The organism is Nibribacter koreensis (assembly GCF_039541795.1).
GTDB lineage: Bacteria > Bacteroidota > Bacteroidia > Cytophagales > Hymenobacteraceae > Nibribacter > Nibribacter koreensis.
Genome location: NZ_BAABGX010000001.1, coordinates 1,156,382 through 1,174,599 on the forward strand (window position 1 = coordinate 1,156,382; position 18,218 = coordinate 1,174,599).

The following is an 18,218-nucleotide window of genomic DNA, read 5'->3' on the forward strand; positions in this document are numbered from 1 at the left end:
GTTATTTTTACGGATTCAGGTAGCAAATTTATCCAAACCTCCCTATTTGCCTCAGCGCAGATAGGGAGGTTTTGTTTTTGGCCTGCTTTCTGGAAAAGAAGCTAAAAACGCTAATTAATTTATTTCCCTTCCCTTTCTTAAAACCAAGTAAAACAAATTTAAGCCATATCTTCGCTGACAGGTAATGGTATATCTTCTAGCAAATCGGTACCCCATTCCTTTAATCATCAAGTCGCCCGGTTAAATTACATCAATGAAAAGACTCTTCTTTGCCAGTGCAGCGCTATTACTTTCTATCCAGCTTCAGGCGCAAGACTTAAAGGCTTTAGTTAAGAAAATACCTGCGGTTCCCGAGAAGGACAAAGTACAGGTCATGATGTTGGGTAGTACCCATTTCGGGCAGGAAAACTTTTACAAAAACTCACCAAAGGCAGACCTTTTCTCACAGGAAAGACAACAGGAAGTGGCGGCCATAAACAAACTGTTGCTCAAGTTCAAGCCAGACATGATCATGATTGAGAACACGCCAGAGGAGCAGTCGGTGGTAGACAGTCTCTATTCGTTGTTCAGGCAGGATAAGATAGAATTGAAGGACATTGGTCACGGCCGCGCTGAGCGCTATCAATTTGGCTACAACCTGGCCAAGCAGTTGCAGCATGAGCGACTCTATGGCGTGGACCATTATGAAAGCGTTTCTAACCGGATTCTGGCCTCTGGCGACAACATTGAGCAATACACCAAGGCATTAACCGCTTTCTCAACCATTGGTAGAGAGGCAGATGCAGGCTTTAAGGCAGGCACGGTCACCTTGCAGGAGTATCTATCCTTCCTCAATTCGCCCCAGGTCTTAAATAGTACCTATGAATTGTTTTACGTTACGCCCGCCAGGGTCAGGAACAGTGGTTTCACCAATGCGCCTGCCATGTACCAGGACTCTGTGCACGTGAGCAAAGCGTATATTGGGGCAGAGTTCATCTCTCTGTTTTATGAGCGTGAACTCAAGATTTACTCCAACATTGTCACTACCCAAATGGCTCATAAAGGGAGACGATTGTTGGTGATCATGGGCCAGCGCCATGCCGCCGCGCTTTCTAAAATCATCGCCAATGATCCTGCTTTCCAAATCATACCCGTCAATAAGTATCTAAAATAGGGAATACTTTAAGTCTTAAAATTTTCGTTTTTGGCCTATTTTCCAGGAAATAGGCCAAAAACGGCTCCTGATTTACATCGTTGTTCATGAAGATTTCAGTTGGGGGCTTATCTTCACAGTCATAGGCTTCGTTACAAGTTTAAATTGGCCCTACCCAAACCCACGTACCACCAAACCTTACCCATGAAACACATACAAAAAATTGGCTACTTGCTGCTGTTCACGGTGCTGCTGCTGGCTTGCCAGAAACTTAGCAAATCCAGTACAGACAAAACCGAGTTTAAGGTAGACTATGAGAAATTCACGCTGGACAATGGCCTGCAGGTCATCTTTCATGTAGACAAGTCTGATCCCGTAGTAGCCGTAGCCTTGACCAGCCACGTGGGCTCTGCCCGCGAGAAGGAAGGCCGCACCGGTTTTGCTCACTTGTTTGAGCACTTGCTTTTCTTGGAGTCTGAGAACCTGGGCAAAGGCGGTCTGGACAAGATGAGCGCCCGCATTGGCGGCTCAGGGGCCAACGGTTCTACCAGCCGCGACCGCACCAACTACTACCAGACCGTGCCCAATGATGCCCTGGAGAAAATGCTCTGGGCCGAAGCCGACAAACTAGGCTGGTTCATCAACACCGTCACCGAGGAAGTGGTGAACAAGGAAAAGCAGGTGGTGAAGAACGAGAAGCGCCAGAGCTATGACAATGCCCCGTACGGCCACACCTCCTACGTGATTGACCAGAACCTATACCCCAAGGACCACCCCTACCACTGGCAGGTGATTGGCTCTTTAGAGGATTTACAGAACGCCACCTTGGCAGACGTAAAGGAGTTCTACCGCAAATGGTACGCGCCCAACAACGTGACCCTGGTGGTGACCGGTGACTTTGAGCCGGGCCAAGCCAAGGAGTGGGTAGAAAAATACTTCGGGGAGATTCAGAAAGGCGAAAGCATCCCTAAGATGGACAAGCGTCCCGCCGTCCTTTCTGAGACCAAGAAGCTGTACCATGAGGACAATTTTGCCCGTCTGCCAGAACTCACCATGGCCTGGCCAACCGTGTACACCTACCACCCAGACTCCTATGCCTTGCGCGTGCTGTCAACTTATTTGTCTGAAGGCAAGAAAGCGCCCTTCAACCAAGTGATTGTAGATGAGAAGCAACTGGCGCCAAGGGTGAGCATTTACAATTACAACTCAGAGATTGCCGGCCAGTTGATGCTAAGCGTGCGCGGCTATGACAAGGTAGACCTCAACAAAATCCACAGCGCCATTGAAGAGGCTTTCGGCAAATTTGAAAAAGAAGGCATCACCGAAGCCGATCTAAGCCGCATCAAGGCTGGACAGGAGGTGGCTTTTTACAACGGTTTGGCCAGCGTGCAAGGCAAAGGCTTCCAGTTGGCGCAGTACCAGATATTTGCCGGCGACCCGGGTTTTGTGACCAAAGACATTGCCAACATGATGGCCGTGCGTGTGGAGGATGTGAAACGCGTGTACAACCAATACATCAAAGGCAAACACTACGTTGCTACCAGCTTCGTGCCGAAGGGCCAGACCAACCTCATCTTGACCGGTTCCAAAAAAGCCAGCGTGGTAGAAGAGAAGATTGTGGAGGGCGCAGAGGAGAAGTTTGATTTGAACGCCAAGACCACCTATGAGCGCACGCCGTCCAAGTTTGACAGAACCGTAGAACCCGCCTACGGTAAAAGCCCTGAGATAAGCGTGCCAGCCGTCTGGGAAACCAAATTAGACAACGGCATGCGCGTGCTGGGCATAGAAAACCGCGAGGTGCCTTTGGTGCAGTTTAACATGCGCATGAAAGGTGGTCTGTTACTAGAGAACCCTAATAAGGTGGGCGTAGCCAATCTCTTAGCCGAAAGCCTGACCAAAGGCACTAAAAACAAAACAACGGCAGAACTGGAAGAAGCCATTGACGCGCTAGGTGCTACCATCACCATCTCTGCAGACGATGAGGAGATTGCCGTGAACGGCAGAACCCTGGCCCGCAACTATGCCGCCACCATGGCCCTGGTGCAGGAGATGCTCTTAGAACCGCGCTGGGACGCCAAGGAGTTTGAACTAAGCAAACAGAAAGTAGAGAGCCAGATCAAAGGTCAGAAAGCCAATCCTAACTCTATTGCCAACAACCAGTTCAAGCAGATTTTGTATGGCAAAGACCATATTCTGGCCAACAACATTCTGGGTACCGAGGCTTCTCTAAAAGCCATCACTCTGCAAGACCTCCAGAACTACTACAACGCCAACCTGTCTCCTTCCCTTGGCACTTTCCATGTGGTAGGTGCCTTAGAGAAAGACCAGGCCGTGGCCGCGGTAAAAGGCTTAGAGCAGAACTGGAAAGCCAAGAACGTGGTCATCCCATCAATGGCTACACCAAGTGCGCCAACCGCTTCCAAAATCTACTTCTATGACGTACCGGGGGCCAAGCAGTCTGTGCTGCGCTTTGGCTATTTGGCCTTGCCGGCCACGCACCCAGACTTTTATCCGGCGCAGGTCATGAACTACATTCTGGGTGGCGGAAGCTTCGCCTCTCAGCTAACGCAACAGCTCCGGGAGGGCAAAGGCTACACCTACGGCATCAGTTCATCATTTTCAGGTAGTGAACAGGCCGGGCCTTTTATGATCCAGAGCGGCGTGCGTTCTAACGTTACCTATGAGTCTACCAGCCTGGTAAAGGATATTTTAAAGAACTATGGTCCCACCTTCTCCGCACAAGACCTGGACGTGACCAAAGGCTTCCTGGTAAAAAGTACCGCCCGCGCCTTTGAGACCATGGGTGCCAAATTGAACATGCTTCAGAACATAAGCGCCTACAACTGGCCGTATGACTACGCCAAACAACGCGAAGCCCTGGTGAAAGGCATGACCGTAGACAAGATTAAAACCCTGGCCAGCCAATACGTGAACCCAGACAGAATGTACTACCTCATTGTGGGTGATGCCGCTACGCAGTTAAAAAAGTTAGAGGAGCTAGGCTACGGCAAACCAATATTGCTGAACTAACCATCTTTACGGATCAGAAAAGCAGAATAGAAAGGGGAAACTCTTTCTATTCTGCTTTTTATCAATATCTTACTTCTCTGTTTAGACCTCTATCCTACCCAACCAACCACTATGAACTACAAACAAATACTCACCATGAGTCTGGCAACGGCGGGCTTACTCTTCTCCTCCTGCCAGCAAGACCGCACCACCCAGGGCACGCTGCCCAAAGCCAGCCCGGGCCTGACCGCCGCCTATTTCCAGAAGACTGAGTCTGGGGTGCAGGACGGCGGCGTGCAGATGATTCCCATTAAGACGCCTAAAGGCGAGTTTAAGGTATGGACTAAGCGCTTTGGCAATAACCCTAAGATGAAGGTTCTGTTGCTGAACGGTGGTCCAGGGGCTACCCATGAGTATTTTGAGGCTTTTGAAAACTTCTTCCCCGCCGAAGGCATTGAGTTCATCTACTATGACCAGTTAGGCTGTGGCAACTCAGAAGACCCTAAAGACCCCGCCATGTGGGACCTGCCCCGATTTGTAGAAGAAGTGGAGCAGGTTCGCGCTGCCTTATACCTGACCAAAGACAACTTCTATCTTTTAGGGCACTCCTGGGGCGGCATCCTGGCCTTAGAATACGCGCTTAAATACCAGGACAACCTCAAGGGCATGATCATCTCTAACATGATGGCCAGCGCTCCAGACTATGGCAAGTACGCAGATGAGGTGTTGGCTAAGCAGATGGACCCAAAGGTCTTAGCCGAGGTACGGGCCATTGAAGCCCGTAAAGACTTCACCAACCCGCGGTACATGGACTTGCTGTATCCCAACTTCTATACCAAGCACATCTTGCGTATGCCCCTTGACCAGTGGCCAGAGCCGGTGAACCGTTCTTTCTCTAAGATGAACCAGTCCTTGTACGTGACCATGCAGGGCCCCAGTGAGTTTGGCATCTCGGGTAAGCTAGAGACCTGGGACCGTACGGCAGACCTCCCAAAAGTAACCGTCCCTACCCTTACCGTGGGCGCCCAGTTTGACACCATGGACCCCGAGCACATGAAAATGATGGCGGGCAAAGTGCAGAACGGCACCTACTTGTACTGTCCCAACGGTAGCCATATGAGCTTATATGATGACCAGGAAACCTATTTTGCCGGCTTGATAAAGTTTGTGAAAGGAGTAGACGCGGGCCAGAAGGAAGTGAAGTTATAAACTAAACTTATGCAGGAAAAACGGCGGGGCCTTCTGGAGAATTCCAGAAGGCCCCGCCGTTTTTGGCCTGTTTTCTGGAAAATAGGCCAAAAACATTTATTGTTAAATTATTTCTGAATTCTGGAAATATAAATCCCTAAGGAAGAATCTTCTAGACATGCACAGGAACCCCAGATGTTTTAAAAAATTATTTAGAATGCATTAGAATCTTCTATATATAAAATACAATTATTTATAACAAAATAACAAGTTAAAGAACTCTATTTCAATTAGTTAGGTTTTTAAAGAGACCTGACCTTCGGTTTAATTACACTCCCCCATGCCAGTAATTTATTCATAGTTGCTAAGCCCTTTCTATGGGTTCTTCTCTTTAGCATTACTGCAACCAATCTTACACAAGGTGGTTATGACTAAGTTTCTCTTTTTCCTGAATTTTTTAGTGCTCACCACTACGGCTGTTGCCCAGACTAGCCTTATTCCTTTCAATTCAACTTGGAAGTATTTAGACAATGGCACCAACCAAGGCACTGCTTGGGCAGCATCTGCTTTCTCAGACCAAACCTGGAAAACGGGCGATGGTAAATTTGGGTACGGCATCAATGATGCCAAGACAATCATAAGTTTTGGTAGCAATGCCAAAAAGAAGTTTGTCACTACGTATTTTAGAAAGACTCTCACCAATCTGGATCCTGCATCTTTCACAGCATTTACCGGGCATATAAAACGTGATGATGGGGCAGTCATTTATGTAAATGGAGTAGAAGTGTACAGATCCAACCTTCCGGTAGGCACTATTTCTTATAATACTTTGGCTACTTCTGCCACAGATCAGGGAAAAACAGAGCAGGCGTTCTCCATTGCCCCTTCTGCGTTTGTAAAAGGAACCAACGTGATTGCAGTAGAGATCCACCAGGAAAAACTCAATACCACAGACATGGCCTTTGACCTGGCGCTAAGCGGCAACCTTCCTGCTATGGACTTAACCCCTCCCGCCGTGACAAGCATCAATAGGCAAAGTCCTTCTACCACGCTGGTAGAGGCTGGAAACGTCACCTACAGGACTACGTTTACTGAAGCTGTCACCAGTGTGAGTCCAGATGATTTTACAATCTATTCTACCGGTTCGGCCAACGGGGAGATAACATCATTAGCCCCAGTGTCTGCCTCAGTTTATGATGTGACCGTGCTTGCTTCTGGCGAAGGCGACCTACGCCTAGATTTAAAAAGCAATGAAACAGGTATAGCAGACCTGGCAGGCAACTCCATCACCACAGGCTTTACCAACGGACAGAACTATACGCTACAACCTCCGCCGCCTTCTGACGCAACGGCGCCCACCGTGGTAAGCATACTCAGACAGAATCCGCTTTCAGAGGTCACATATGCTACCACGCTCACCTTCAGGATAACATTTTCAGAGGCAGTGGTTGGAGTAGATAAGCAGGACTTCAGTCTGTCTACCACCAGCACTGCCACTGGAGTGCTGGGGACCCTCATCCATGTTTCTTCTTCAATTTTTGACATAACCGTTACCAACGCATCTGGTGAAGGCTCTTTACGGCTTGACTTGAATAGCTCTGGCACCGGCATTCTGGACGCCGCCGGTAATGCCCTGGCGTCTGGGTATGATCTGGGGCAGGCTTATTATGTCCAACCTAAGGATACGTCAAACCCTACACATGATGAGTTATTTTCTTTTGGAGCCAGCTGGAAGTACCTGGATAATGGTTCAGACCAGGGAGCGGCCTGGAAAACGCCTAATTTTGATGACGACACCTGGAAAACCGGGCACGGTAAATTTGGCTATGGCATTACAGATGCCGCCACTACCATTCAGTATGGCTCCTCTGCCACCTCCAAGTATATTACTACTTACTTCAGGAAGACCGTCACGCTTTCTCAACCGTTAGAGTACGGTACCTTTAACTTCAACATTAAAATGGATGATGGCGCGGTGGTGTATGTGAATGGCACTGAAGTGTACAGGTACAACATGCCTACTGGACCCATTGCCAGTACTACCCTGGCCTCTTTAAGCTCTAGTGGTGACGGCACCAAAATCCAGACCTTCTACGTTAATAATGCCATCTTTGTAGCTGGTGATAATGTCATAGCCGTAGAAATTCATCAACAAAAGGCCAGTAGTAGTGATATGGCCTTTGACCTAGATTTCTCTTCTTCGCATAAGACCCCGGTGATGCTTTACTATGAAGGGTTTGAAAACGGAACCGGCTTTGCCGGCATGCACATGCAGACCAGCACCACCTACGGATTTGTGGTAGAAACAGATACCGTATACAGTGGCACTAAAGCAGGCCGCTGGGAACTGCGCGCAGGTGACCCTATTGTGGCAGACGGAGCCAGGGCAGAAGTGCTTTTCTCAGAGTCCTATGCGCATGAAGAGACCTGGCATTCTTATGCGGCCTATTTTCCTTCTGCCAATTACCTTCTTGACTCAGATGACGAAGCTTTCAATCAATGGCACCAAGGTGGAGACTTAGGGTCACCGCTACTCACCTTAAGAACCCAAAATGGCCGGTTTGAGGTACGCAGACGATCGGCAGATGGCACCATTCTTAACATAAATGTACTGGGTCCCATCATTTATGACCAATGGATTGGGATGGTCATACACGTTAAACAGCACCTCACTGATGGCTTTATGAAAGTCTGGATAAACGGAGAGCTACGATTAGACATCAAAGACCTGCCCACCATGTACAACGGTAGAATTGGCAAATGGAAAATGGGCATCTATAAAAGCGATTGGACCAAAAAAGGCGTTACAGATTCTAAAAAACGTGTCTGGTTTGTTGATGAGGTCAAGATTGGCAACGCCGCCAATACCTATGAGAGCATGAGGCCTACCACTAACCTGTCAGTGCCCGTATTACAAACCAGCTCAGCTTCTTCAATACCTATGGATGTACCTCTCAATTTAAGAGACAAGCTTTATCCTAACCCAGCCAAAGAAGGAAGTATGGTTACGCTTGAGTTGGCAGACTCTGACTGGAGAGAAGTAAAGGTCACAGATGCTACGGGGCGCGTTGTATATACCACCAGGATAAAAGGCAATGGCCAAATAGACACCAGAAACCTTCCCAGCGGAATGTATACCATTCATGCTTCCAGCGGACCGGCCATATCCAAATTAAAACTTTTAATGGTAAAATAGGGTCAAGCATACCCTTAGGTAGGGGCAGTATAAGCAAAACGCGTAAACACAAGAGCCAAACCTGTGTATCAGGTACAATTTGCGTATACTGCCACCTAAACTAACTCCTCATTTATGGTGTCTTTACCCACACTTATAAGACCCTATACTCCCGTAGACCAAGAGCCCTTATTACACCTTCTGCGGCTCAACACCCCCCAATACTTTGCCCCCGAAGAAGAAGCGGACTTTGTTCAGTATCTGCAGAATGAATTAGAAGAATATTACGTGGTAGAATACCAAAACCAGGTGGTAGGTTGCGGCGGCCTTAATATATCTAAAGATAAGCGCACCGGTTACATTAGCTGGGACATCTTCCACCCTGCCTACCAAGGCAAAGGATTGGGCACTTTGCTCCTTCAACACAGAATAAACCGCTTATTGGACCATTGGGCAGTTGAGCACATCATAGTCCGCACCTCGCAGTGGGTGTATGCCTTTTATGAGAAAAATGGGTTTGAGCTAACAGAAGTGGTCAAGGATTACTGGGCGCCTGGGTTTGACCTGTACAAGATGAACTATGCGCAGAAAATCTAGCACGGCCTGCTGGATAATTCTTGTAAAAGGGAGTACCTTACTTGCTTAAATCTTCCTTCATTAAACCATTTTCCTTCATGGCCTCTATTCACGCATACCTCAACTTCAACGGAAACACAGAAGAAGCTTTCAATTTTTACAAATCAGTGTTTGGCGGTGAGTTCATCACGTTTCAACGGTTTAAAGACATACCTGGCCAGGACCACGTGGCCCCGCAGGACCAGGACAAAATCATGCACGTGTCCCTGCCTATAGACGGCACTTCGGTTTTGATGGGATCAGACACGCTGGAGTCTATGCAGAATACCGTGACCCAAGGCGATAACATTCACTTATCTATTAACGCTGAAAGCCAGGAAGAGGCAGACAAGCTTTTTACGGGATTATCCCAGGGCGGCAAGATTACCATGCCCTTGCAAAAGACTTTTTGGGGCGCCTACTTTGGCATGTTCCAGGATCAGTTTGGCATCAACTGGATGGTGAACTATGATTTTACAGAAACAGAAAACTAAACCCTTACCTGCCATGGCACAGCATACAGATTTTATCTATACCCATGAACTACCCGCCCCCCTGTCAAAAGTATGGGACGCATGGACCAACGAAGAGAACTTAGGACAATGGTGGGGACCCAGCGGATATGACCTTGGCGTAAAAGAATTCAACCTGCAACCAGAAGGCTTCTTCCATTATAGCATGAGTGCGAATGGTGGTCCTAAAATGTGGGGAAAATTTGTCTTTAAAGAGATTCAGCCCACAAGTAGGTTAGTGTTTGTCAACTCGTTTTCTGATGAAGAAGGCAATCTGCTAAGAGCCCCATTCAGTGCCACCTGGCCCATAGAAATGCTCAATGAGGTTACGTTTGAGGAGAAAGACGGTAACACCCTTATGACCTTGGCTGGACGCCCGCACAATGCCACGCACGCAGAAGAACAAACCTACGCAGACGGCCACGCCTCCATGCAACAAGGCTTTGCCGGTACTTTTAAGAAACTGGAAGAATTTCTAAAATAAGTCTTTACCCATTCTATTTTAAAAAGCGGTTTCTATTTAGGAGGAATCGCTTTTTTTATGGTTTGCTTTTTTTGAGAGAGGCCTCACTGCACATTCATCTATTGATGGTTTACCTGAACCTAAATAAAACATCCTGCCATTTCTAAACAGAACATAGGCGGTTACATCTTCTGCAACGGGGTAATTTCCTTTTACATTAAGGACGGGATTGGTAGCTGTGATTAAAGTTTTCTCGTTTATAGGATGAAATTCTAGTAAACAAGACTCAAACCAGTGCCTAGTATATGGAACCCAACCAGCCCAACCTTAGCGTCACAGAAAGCGCCCAAGAAGAAGAAATTACTGCCAGCCACCTAGATAAAAACCCTCTGCCCAGAGCGGTCTTACGGCCCAACTCGCACTACATTCTGGATGGCGAATGGGATTTTGCCATAGACCCAGATGACCGCGGCCTTCGGGAAGCCTGGTACTTAGGGTATAAATATGAGCATACCGCTCACTGGCCCGGCTCTGTAGAAGACCATATGGCCAATGCCAAAGGACACGTACAAACCCCCGCCTGGCAAGACAAAGTGGTGGTTTGGTATGAGCGCGAATTTGAGCGTCCAGAGAAAAGCCACAACACTACCCCTACCATGTTCCAGATCACGTTTGGCGCCTGTGGCTATGAAACCCGGGTTTGGCTAAATGGAAGGCTCTTGAGTACCATTGATGGCGAAGAAGTCCATTACGGCGAGTACACCTCCTTCTCCTATGAGCTGAATGAAGAGCACCTACTCCCCGTCAACCATTTAACGGTGCGCATTGCAGATACCATGGACGCCGAGATTCCCAGGGGGAAACAAGAGTCACACGTGTATAAACGAGGCGGCATCTGGTACCAAACCTATACCGGTGCCGTGCGCAGTGTCTGGCTAGAAACCGTAGAACGCAACCGGCTTAGGTCACGGGTAGGCGTCATCAGTATTATTGAAGACTCACTGGTTAGGTTTGGTATCACCACCCGCGTGCATGACCCCGGCCATTATACGCTTAGGCTTAAAATCTATGACAGAGACGACCTGGAAGGAGAGCCTTTGTCCGTGTCTGATTATCCTTTGCGGTTAGAAATTGGCCAGAAGCACCAATATGTGACCACCCATCTGCCCAACGCAGAACAATGGTCACCAGAGAGTCCCAGGCTTTACCAATTGGTAGCCCAGCTCATAGACAACCACGGCTATGTAGCCGAGATCCAGGCGCATTTTGGCCTGAGAAAATTTGGCGCGCGCGGCAGGCATCTCTATCTCAACAACCAGGAGATCTACATAGACGGCATTTTGTACCAACCGGGCACCGCCACCTATGAAGAAATGCGTAGGCATATGTACGCCATGAAAAAACTGGGCTGCAACCTGGTACGCGTACACATAGCCGGCGTTGACCCCAGAATTTACAATCTGGCAGATGAGATTGGCCTTCTCTTATGGGTAGAAGTGCCAAGTCCGCACAGTTCTACGCAGCGCAGCCGTGAGAACCACCGCGCAGAATTGATGCGCATGCTGGCCCTTATAGAAACCAATCCGTCTGTGGTCATCTGGAGTCTGTACAATGAGGACTGGGGCGCCCAAGACATTGCCACTAACCCAGAAACGCGCCAGTACATCATGGACGTGTACCATTACATGAAAATCAGGTACCCGCAGTTCCTGGTGGTAGACAATGACGGCTGGCAGCACATCTCCTATGAAGGAAAGCTAAAGTCTGACTTACTCACGGCCCACGTGTACACCCCAGACGTGGACCGCTGGTGCGAAGTGCTGGACCAAATCACAGCCGGCCAGATGGAAGGCGTGGCTGCCTTCCCTCTGGTGGTAGGTGACCCCTACTTTTACCGCGGCCAATCCCCTTTGATCATTAGTGAGTGGGGCGGCTTCGGGTTCTCAGATTATGGCGGACCCAATGACTTGGAGGAACGCGCCAACAGAATAAAAATATTCAAACAAGAGATGCGCAAACGCAACGTAGCCGGTGACGTGTACACCCAGGCCACAAACATTGAAGATGAGCGCAACGGCTTGCTAGACATGCACACCGGGGAGTTGTTTGTTCCAGAAAACCTGCTCAACTCCAGAGAAGGCTAATTTAAAAATAAGGTTCTATAAAAGAGCCGCTCCTGCAACAGGAGCGGCTCTTTCGTTTTTGGCCTGTTTCCTGAGAATTAAGCCAAAAATGGCTTACATTTATTAAACGGCTACTATAAAGTAGATTCGTTAGTCCAGTTCCGTTTAGCCGCACAACGGTAGGCGGCTAAATGAATGTTACATTCCATACATATTGCAGATAAGCCTAATAGTTCAGTTTAGCAGATAGTTAGCGGTAATTTCATAAAAAATTAAATGAAACATATTCTACTTCTGTTCCTCTCTTTCTTCACCCTTCTATCATGTTCGCGTCAGAATAGTGGAAAAGTGTTACGAGTTGAGAATCAAGCGTCAGATAAGCAAAGGCTTGAAGCAGAACTTAAGGCTTTTAATTCAGCCTTAAGGGTTGAACCTGATAATAAGAGAGCTCTGCTTCTAAGAAGCCAAGTAAAATATAAGCTCAAGGATTATCAAGGAACAATCGTCGACTGCCTGAAAATGATTTCAATTTCCTTTGATTCAACTTCACAAGATGATTATGATGCTGTATGGAATATAGGGGTTACTTACAACAGCATGAAAGAATTTGAAAAAGCAAGACAATATTTTAAAAGAGCAAAAGGTATTAGGCCAAATGACATAAGACTTCATGAGAACATTGGGTACGGCTATCTTCAGGAGAACAAACTGGACTCTGCACTGGTCGAATTCGAGAGCATGAGAAGAATCAAAGGCAAGTCTGAAAAAGCATACTATGGAATAGGACGGGCTAACCTTGGCAAAGGAAACTTCAATGAGGCAATATTAGCCTTCGATAAGGCCATAGAAATAAAGCCAGATTATGCCCTTGCTTACCAAAACAGAGGCGCGGCTAAAATTGAGTTACAGGACATGGACGGTGCCTGTAAAGACTGGCATAAATGCTTAGAACTTGGGGTAACGCAATTACAGCCTTATTTAAAACAATTTTGCAAATAAAAACTTCCGCTAACCACATGTAAACACCATACTTCGGCCGATGGCCTCGCACGCCATTTATACTAACCGTTACATGCAATAGAAATAATGACAAAGCACCTTTCAATTTGTATCATAGGATTCATCTTGATTTCATGTTCTAATGAAAAGGAAATTCCCAAAAATTTACATCTGCCCACATTCAACCAAGATAAGAAAATCCAAAATTCACAAATGGACACCATCAACACAGAGCAGTTCTGGTCGCTCATAGACAAAGCCGTAAAGTCATCAAGCGGCGACAAGGAATTGAAAGAAAAGTTCTTGGTTAATGAATTGACAAAACTATCACTGGAAGAAATCATGGATTTTGAGATGGCCTTTAGAAAGTCAATCCTAGAGGCAGATGACTTCAAGGTAATGGCGGCCCAAAAGATTATAGAAGGGTACGTTTCAGATGACTCGTATCTTTATTTCAGGTGCTGGTTGATAGGTCAGGGCAAACAAGTTTACCAAGAAACGCTCAAGAATTCAGACTACCTGGCTCATGTTGTCCAAAAAGGAGAATCAACCGATTTTGAAAGTTTACTGTATGTGGCAACAGCGGCCTACTCCCGTAAAACTGGCAAAGACGAAGATGAAACCTTTCCAAGAGATACGGCCATTGGTTTGGGACTGGATTATGATTTTGGGGCTGCTGCCACAAAAGGTACAGATTGGAGTGAAGATGAACTACCTAAGCTATTACCCAACCTCTGGGCAAAGATGAACTAAACAAAATAAGTGGCTAACCTTACGCATCAGTCATGCCCCCGGCAGATAACCTTTAGTGCCTCCATCACGGGGTATTTTGCCTAATAGTAACCTAAGCAGAAAAAAATATCTTTTATATGTTCGGCATAAAGCACATAAAATTTGACTCCATGACCTACGTTCTTCATTTTAAGAACGGGAGAATTAAAAGAGAAGGCAGAGGGCTTTCCTTTTTCTATTTTTCACCAAACAGTTCCATTGTCGCCATCCCAATGGGGAGCAATGACCTACCCTTTATCTTTAATGAATCCACCAATGATTACCAGACGGTAAACATACAAGGACAGATTAGTTACAAGATTAGTGACCCAAAAACGTTGGCAGATGTCTTAGACTTCACGGTGACAGACAGTGGCGTTTATAAGAAGAACGACATAGAGAAACTTAACCAGCGCATCATCAATGAAGCCCAGACGGCCACCTCTTCCTTTATCCATGAGATAAAATTGAAAGACGCCATACGCTCGGCCAAAGCAATTGAAGATAGAATTTTAGCGGGGCTTACCACCTCCCCAGCCATTGGCATGCTAGGAATAGAAATTTTGGGCGCCAACATACTGGGCATTCAAGCCACCCCAGAAATGGCCAGAGCGCTAGAGACAGAGACTAGAGAAAAGCTCCAGCAAGAGGCAGATCAAGCCATCTATGAACGCAGAAACTTTGCGGTAGAACAAGAAAGAAAAATCAAGGAGACCGAACTCAACACAGAGATTGCGGTAGAGGAAAAACAAAAGCAGATTGCTGAAAAGAAAATGGAGTCTGAGGTGCAAAAGGCAGACAATGACCGTAGACTTCGTGAAATGAGGCTCTCCGCAGATATTGCCGTTGAAAACCAACGCAAAGAACTCATAGAGCAGAAAACAGCTAATGACAAAAAAGAAGCAGACACCCAAGGGTATATTTTAGAAACCACGCTTACGCCGTACAAGTCCGTTGACTGGAAAATACTTACCGCCATCAACAACAACACAGACCCTAAATTCAATATCTCGCTTGCCTTTAGAGAACTGGCAGAAAACGCCAACAAGATTGGCAACCTTAACATAAGTCCAGAACTTTTAGACACGTTGTTGAGTGAGAAGAAAGAAGGCAGGTAATGAGTATTGAGTACGCTATCATTGTTAAGAATAAAACCCGGCTAGAATCTCTGATTGAGCGCTTCAACACCAAGGCGCAGGCCAAGTTTTACATTGAAAGCCTGGGAGGAGATTTTGACGACTATGAGGTAGAGCATGAAACTTTTCATGCGTCTTTAAATTCTTTACAGACGCAGCTTTCAAGGGTAGTCAAAAACAAAACGGTAGAGAGAATGTACCTTCCGTCGTTCATTTTTTCTGAAAAGAATCTGATAGTTGTCATTGGCCAGGATGGCCTGGTTGCCAACACGGCAAAATATTCTAGAGGATGCCCCATGGTGGCCGTAAACCCTGACAAAAACAGATATGACGGGGTCTTATTACCGTTTGACACTATTGATTTTATAGGCGGTGTAGAGAATGTGATAAGGGACCAGTACCCATCCAAAACAATGCGGTTTGCCGAAGCTAGACTCAATGACGGCCAAAGGCTTTTAGCGTTTAATGATCTTTTCATAGGGCCTTCTTCACATACATCGGCACGGTATAAAATAACCTATAACCAAACCACAGAAGAACATTCTTCTAGCGGCCTCATCATTTCTACCCCCGCGGGTGCCACCGGTTGGATGAGTTCCATATTTAATATGGCGTACGGCATCACCAGCGTGTTTGAGGAAGACATACAGCCTAAACAACCTAGGTTAAAAGACAACGAATTGTTCTTTGCCGTTAGAGAACCTTTCAAGAGCATCAGGACGCAGACAAGCATAACAGCCGGCGTCATCAAAAGTCAACACCATCTGGTCCTTGAATCACTCATGCCCACCAGCGGAATCATATTTAGCGATGGAATAGAAACAGACTTTCTAAAATTTAACAGCGGTTCTATTGCCACTATTGGCATTGCCCCAGAGACAGCCATACTAGTAACCAAATGAACCTTCTTAGAACCACCATCTCGGTTGTTTAACCAGAAAATTATTCAACCTCCAACACGCTCCTAAAATCCAGCGCTTACAAGAGAAAGAACCAAGCCTCGTTTTTGGCCTGTTTCCTGGAAAACAGGCCAAAAACGAGGCTTGGCTGGTCCATAACAGTAGGGTACTATTTTCTCTTAGCCAAATAATCATGTGACAGCCTATGACCAATGCCATCTCCTATTCTACCTCCCTCCAACGTTTAGACCACCTCGTCAATACCCATTACCTGGAGGTGCCACCCGCTATCATAGACCAATTAGGCGGTAAGTTAAAAGTCCGGTTGCTTTGCACCGTCAATGACCGGCTTACCTTTCAATGCGGGCTGGTAGCCTTGGGCAATGGGTCTGCCTACATTACCCTTACTAAAAAACGCATGCAGGACCTCGGCCTTACGTACCTAGACCAGGTACAGGTAAGCCTGGCACTAGATAGCAGCCCCTATGGCACGCCCATGCCTGAAGAACTGGCAGAAGCCTTACGCCAAGACCCCGATGCCGAAGCGCGTTTCCATCAATTGCCAGACGGCCTCAAACGGTACGTGCTACAGTATGTGGCAGGCGTAAAAAGCAGCCAGTTACGCATTGACCGCGCCCTGCTCCTCCTGGCAAACTTAAAGCGCCTGGCGCCTGGCAGGGAGACGTTTAAAGAATTACTGGCCAAATAAGCCCGTTCTGGTAAGACCGGGAGAAAACATCCAGACTTTTTGCTGGTTAATCGCGTAATGGCACTATCTACAGCCACAGAAAAACTGATCCACACTATGAAAAAAAACCTGTTACTCCTTTGCATGACGTCCTTGCTGGGCTTTACGGCCTGTAAAACCCAACAGGTCACCGGAGACGGCATTCCCACCCGGGCCGGCGAAATCATCATTCAGCCTATTCTGCATGGGTCCTTTGCCATGAATTGGAACAAGAAGACCATCTTGGTAGATCCGTACGGCGGCCCCGAATTGTACAAAGACGTGCCTGCCCCAGACATGATCCTCATTACAGACATTCACGGCGATCACCTTGACCTGAAAACCCTGGAGGGCATCAACACCCACAAAGCCACCATCATTGCGCCCCAGGCCGTGCTAGAAATGCTCCCAGAGAACCTTAAGAGCAAAGCCATTGACCTGGCCAACGGTGAGGATACCACCACCATGAACATTCGGGTGATTGCAGTGCCCATGTACAACCTACCCGAGACGCCAGATTCGCGCCATCCCAAAGGCCGTGGCAACGGGTACATCCTGGACTTTACGGGTAGGACCGTTTACATTTCTGGTGACACAGAAGACATCCCAGAAATGGAGAACCTGAAGGGCATTGACGTAGCCTTTGTGTGTATGAACCTGCCCTTCACCATGGACATTGACCAAGCCGCCGCCGCCGTTCTCAAGTTCAAGCCCAGAGTAGTATACCCGTATCATTACCGCGGCCAAAGCGGCCTGAGCGATGTGCAGGCATTCAAGAAAAAAGTAGACGCCGGCAAGCAGAAGATAGACGTACGCCTGCGCAAGTGGTACCCAACTGAATAGATTAAAAACACCTTCAGATATAAAACAGAACAGCCCGCTTCTACATAAAGAGGCGGGCTGTTCTGTTTCATATCTGAGGTAGAAATTGCAAACTCGTTTTTGGCTTATTTTCCAGAAAATAGCCCAAAAACGCGCTTATAGTTTATCAAACTCAGGCTTTTCATTGCCTTGTTCCGGGTCTTTGCCCAGCGGCTGGTCTTTCATCCTGATGCCGTTGTTCTCGCCGCCCATAGAGGTGTCGCTGCCTTCCACGCCAAAACCGGGTCCTTGGTTATGCGACTCCGTGCTCTCGCGGTCTAAGTGTCCCATGCCAGTCACTTCATTTCCGCCAATGTGTAGGTTTTCAAGCTTGTCTTTCTGGTCGTTGCGCTCCAAGTCGCCGCCCAAACCCACGTTACGTTTAGCCGATGGATCTGGCCTATATCCTGGCTCGCTGCCTTGGTGACGGTTGTCATTCACATTCTTCACGTTGCCTGCAGCATTAGTATCTTCTTCTTGTATTGCCATGGTGTTAGTTTTATAGGTTGAGGTATTGTTTACGCACAGCATGGGGCAGGGTTGATTTGAAAAACCCAGGGGTATCTGCAAATAGCTACTTAGAGAGTGGGGTCCCTTTCCGTTTTTAG

General features: G+C 47.3%; 15 protein-coding genes. 14 read left to right on the forward strand and 1 reads right to left on the reverse strand.

Annotated features, from left to right (window positions below):
• The first annotated feature begins 253 nt into the window (after positions 1-253).
• From ABD880_RS05030 to ABD880_RS05095, 14 genes are all read left to right on the forward strand, one after another.
• Complete coding sequence (locus ABD880_RS05030) at positions 254-1,153, forward strand: DUF5694 domain-containing protein (RefSeq protein WP_345163008.1); 900 nt, start codon at positions 254-256, stop codon at positions 1,151-1,153.
• 183 nt (positions 1,154-1,336) lie between these two features.
• Positions 1,337-4,162 carry a M16 family metallopeptidase gene (locus ABD880_RS05035; RefSeq protein WP_345163011.1) on the forward strand — a complete coding sequence of 942 codons (2,826 nt, stop codon included), beginning with the start codon at positions 1,337-1,339 and terminating at the stop codon, positions 4,160-4,162.
• A gap of 111 nt (positions 4,163-4,273) precedes the next feature.
• Positions 4,274-5,350 carry a proline iminopeptidase-family hydrolase gene (locus ABD880_RS05040; protein WP_345163014.1) on the forward strand — a complete coding sequence of 359 codons (1,077 nt, stop codon included), beginning with the start codon at positions 4,274-4,276 and terminating at the stop codon, positions 5,348-5,350.
• 406 nt (positions 5,351-5,756) lie between these two features.
• Positions 5,757-8,525 (forward strand): heparin lyase I family protein, encoded by a 2,769-nt coding sequence (locus ABD880_RS05045; protein ID WP_345163017.1) that lies wholly within the window; start codon positions 5,757-5,759, stop codon positions 8,523-8,525.
• A 114-nt stretch (positions 8,526-8,639) separates the two neighbouring features.
• Positions 8,640-9,101, forward strand: coding sequence for a GNAT family N-acetyltransferase (locus tag ABD880_RS05050; protein WP_345163020.1), 462 nt, complete (start codon positions 8,640-8,642; stop codon positions 9,099-9,101).
• Between the two features lie 77 nt (positions 9,102-9,178).
• Complete coding sequence (locus ABD880_RS05055; RefSeq protein ID WP_345163023.1) at positions 9,179-9,613, forward strand: VOC family protein; 435 nt, start codon at positions 9,179-9,181, stop codon at positions 9,611-9,613.
• A 13-nt stretch (positions 9,614-9,626) separates the two neighbouring features.
• Positions 9,627-10,115 carry an SRPBCC family protein gene (locus ABD880_RS05060; protein ID WP_345163026.1) on the forward strand — a complete coding sequence of 163 codons (489 nt, stop codon included), beginning with the start codon at positions 9,627-9,629 and terminating at the stop codon, positions 10,113-10,115.
• 284 nt (positions 10,116-10,399) lie between these two features.
• Entirely contained in the window at positions 10,400-12,238 is a 1,839-nt protein-coding gene (locus ABD880_RS05065) for a glycoside hydrolase family 2 TIM barrel-domain containing protein (RefSeq protein WP_345163029.1), read from the forward strand.
• Between the two features lie 255 nt (positions 12,239-12,493).
• Positions 12,494-13,216, forward strand: a complete 723-nt coding sequence (locus ABD880_RS05070) for a tetratricopeptide repeat protein (protein ID WP_345163033.1) — start codon at positions 12,494-12,496, stop codon at positions 13,214-13,216.
• 87 nt (positions 13,217-13,303) lie between these two features.
• Entirely contained in the window at positions 13,304-13,969 is a 666-nt protein-coding gene (locus tag ABD880_RS05075; protein WP_345163037.1) for a DUF4240 domain-containing protein, read from the forward strand.
• 149 nt (positions 13,970-14,118) lie between these two features.
• Positions 14,119-15,105: an SPFH domain-containing protein gene (locus tag ABD880_RS05080; protein WP_345163040.1), complete on the forward strand. Its 987-nt coding sequence runs from the start codon at positions 14,119-14,121 to the stop codon at positions 15,103-15,105.
• Positions 15,105-16,025 carry a diacylglycerol kinase catalytic domain-containing protein gene (locus ABD880_RS05085; RefSeq protein ID WP_345163043.1) on the forward strand — a complete coding sequence of 307 codons (921 nt, stop codon included), beginning with the start codon at positions 15,105-15,107 and terminating at the stop codon, positions 16,023-16,025. The genes ABD880_RS05080 and ABD880_RS05085 overlap by 1 nt, the downstream gene beginning before the upstream one ends.
• 202 nt (positions 16,026-16,227) lie before the next feature.
• Positions 16,228-16,731: a YdeI/OmpD-associated family protein gene (locus tag ABD880_RS05090; protein WP_345163046.1), complete on the forward strand. Its 504-nt coding sequence runs from the start codon at positions 16,228-16,230 to the stop codon at positions 16,729-16,731.
• Between the two features lie 96 nt (positions 16,732-16,827).
• Complete coding sequence (locus ABD880_RS05095) at positions 16,828-17,592, forward strand: MBL fold metallo-hydrolase (protein ID WP_345163049.1); 765 nt, start codon at positions 16,828-16,830, stop codon at positions 17,590-17,592.
• Between the two features lie 135 nt (positions 17,593-17,727).
• On the opposite strand, the gene ABD880_RS05100 is transcribed toward ABD880_RS05095, so the two are convergent.
• A complete protein-coding gene (locus ABD880_RS05100) occupies positions 17,728-18,099 on the reverse strand; it encodes a hypothetical protein (RefSeq protein WP_345163052.1) in 372 nt (123 codons plus the stop codon).
• Between the last annotated feature and the right edge of the window lie 119 nt (positions 18,100-18,218).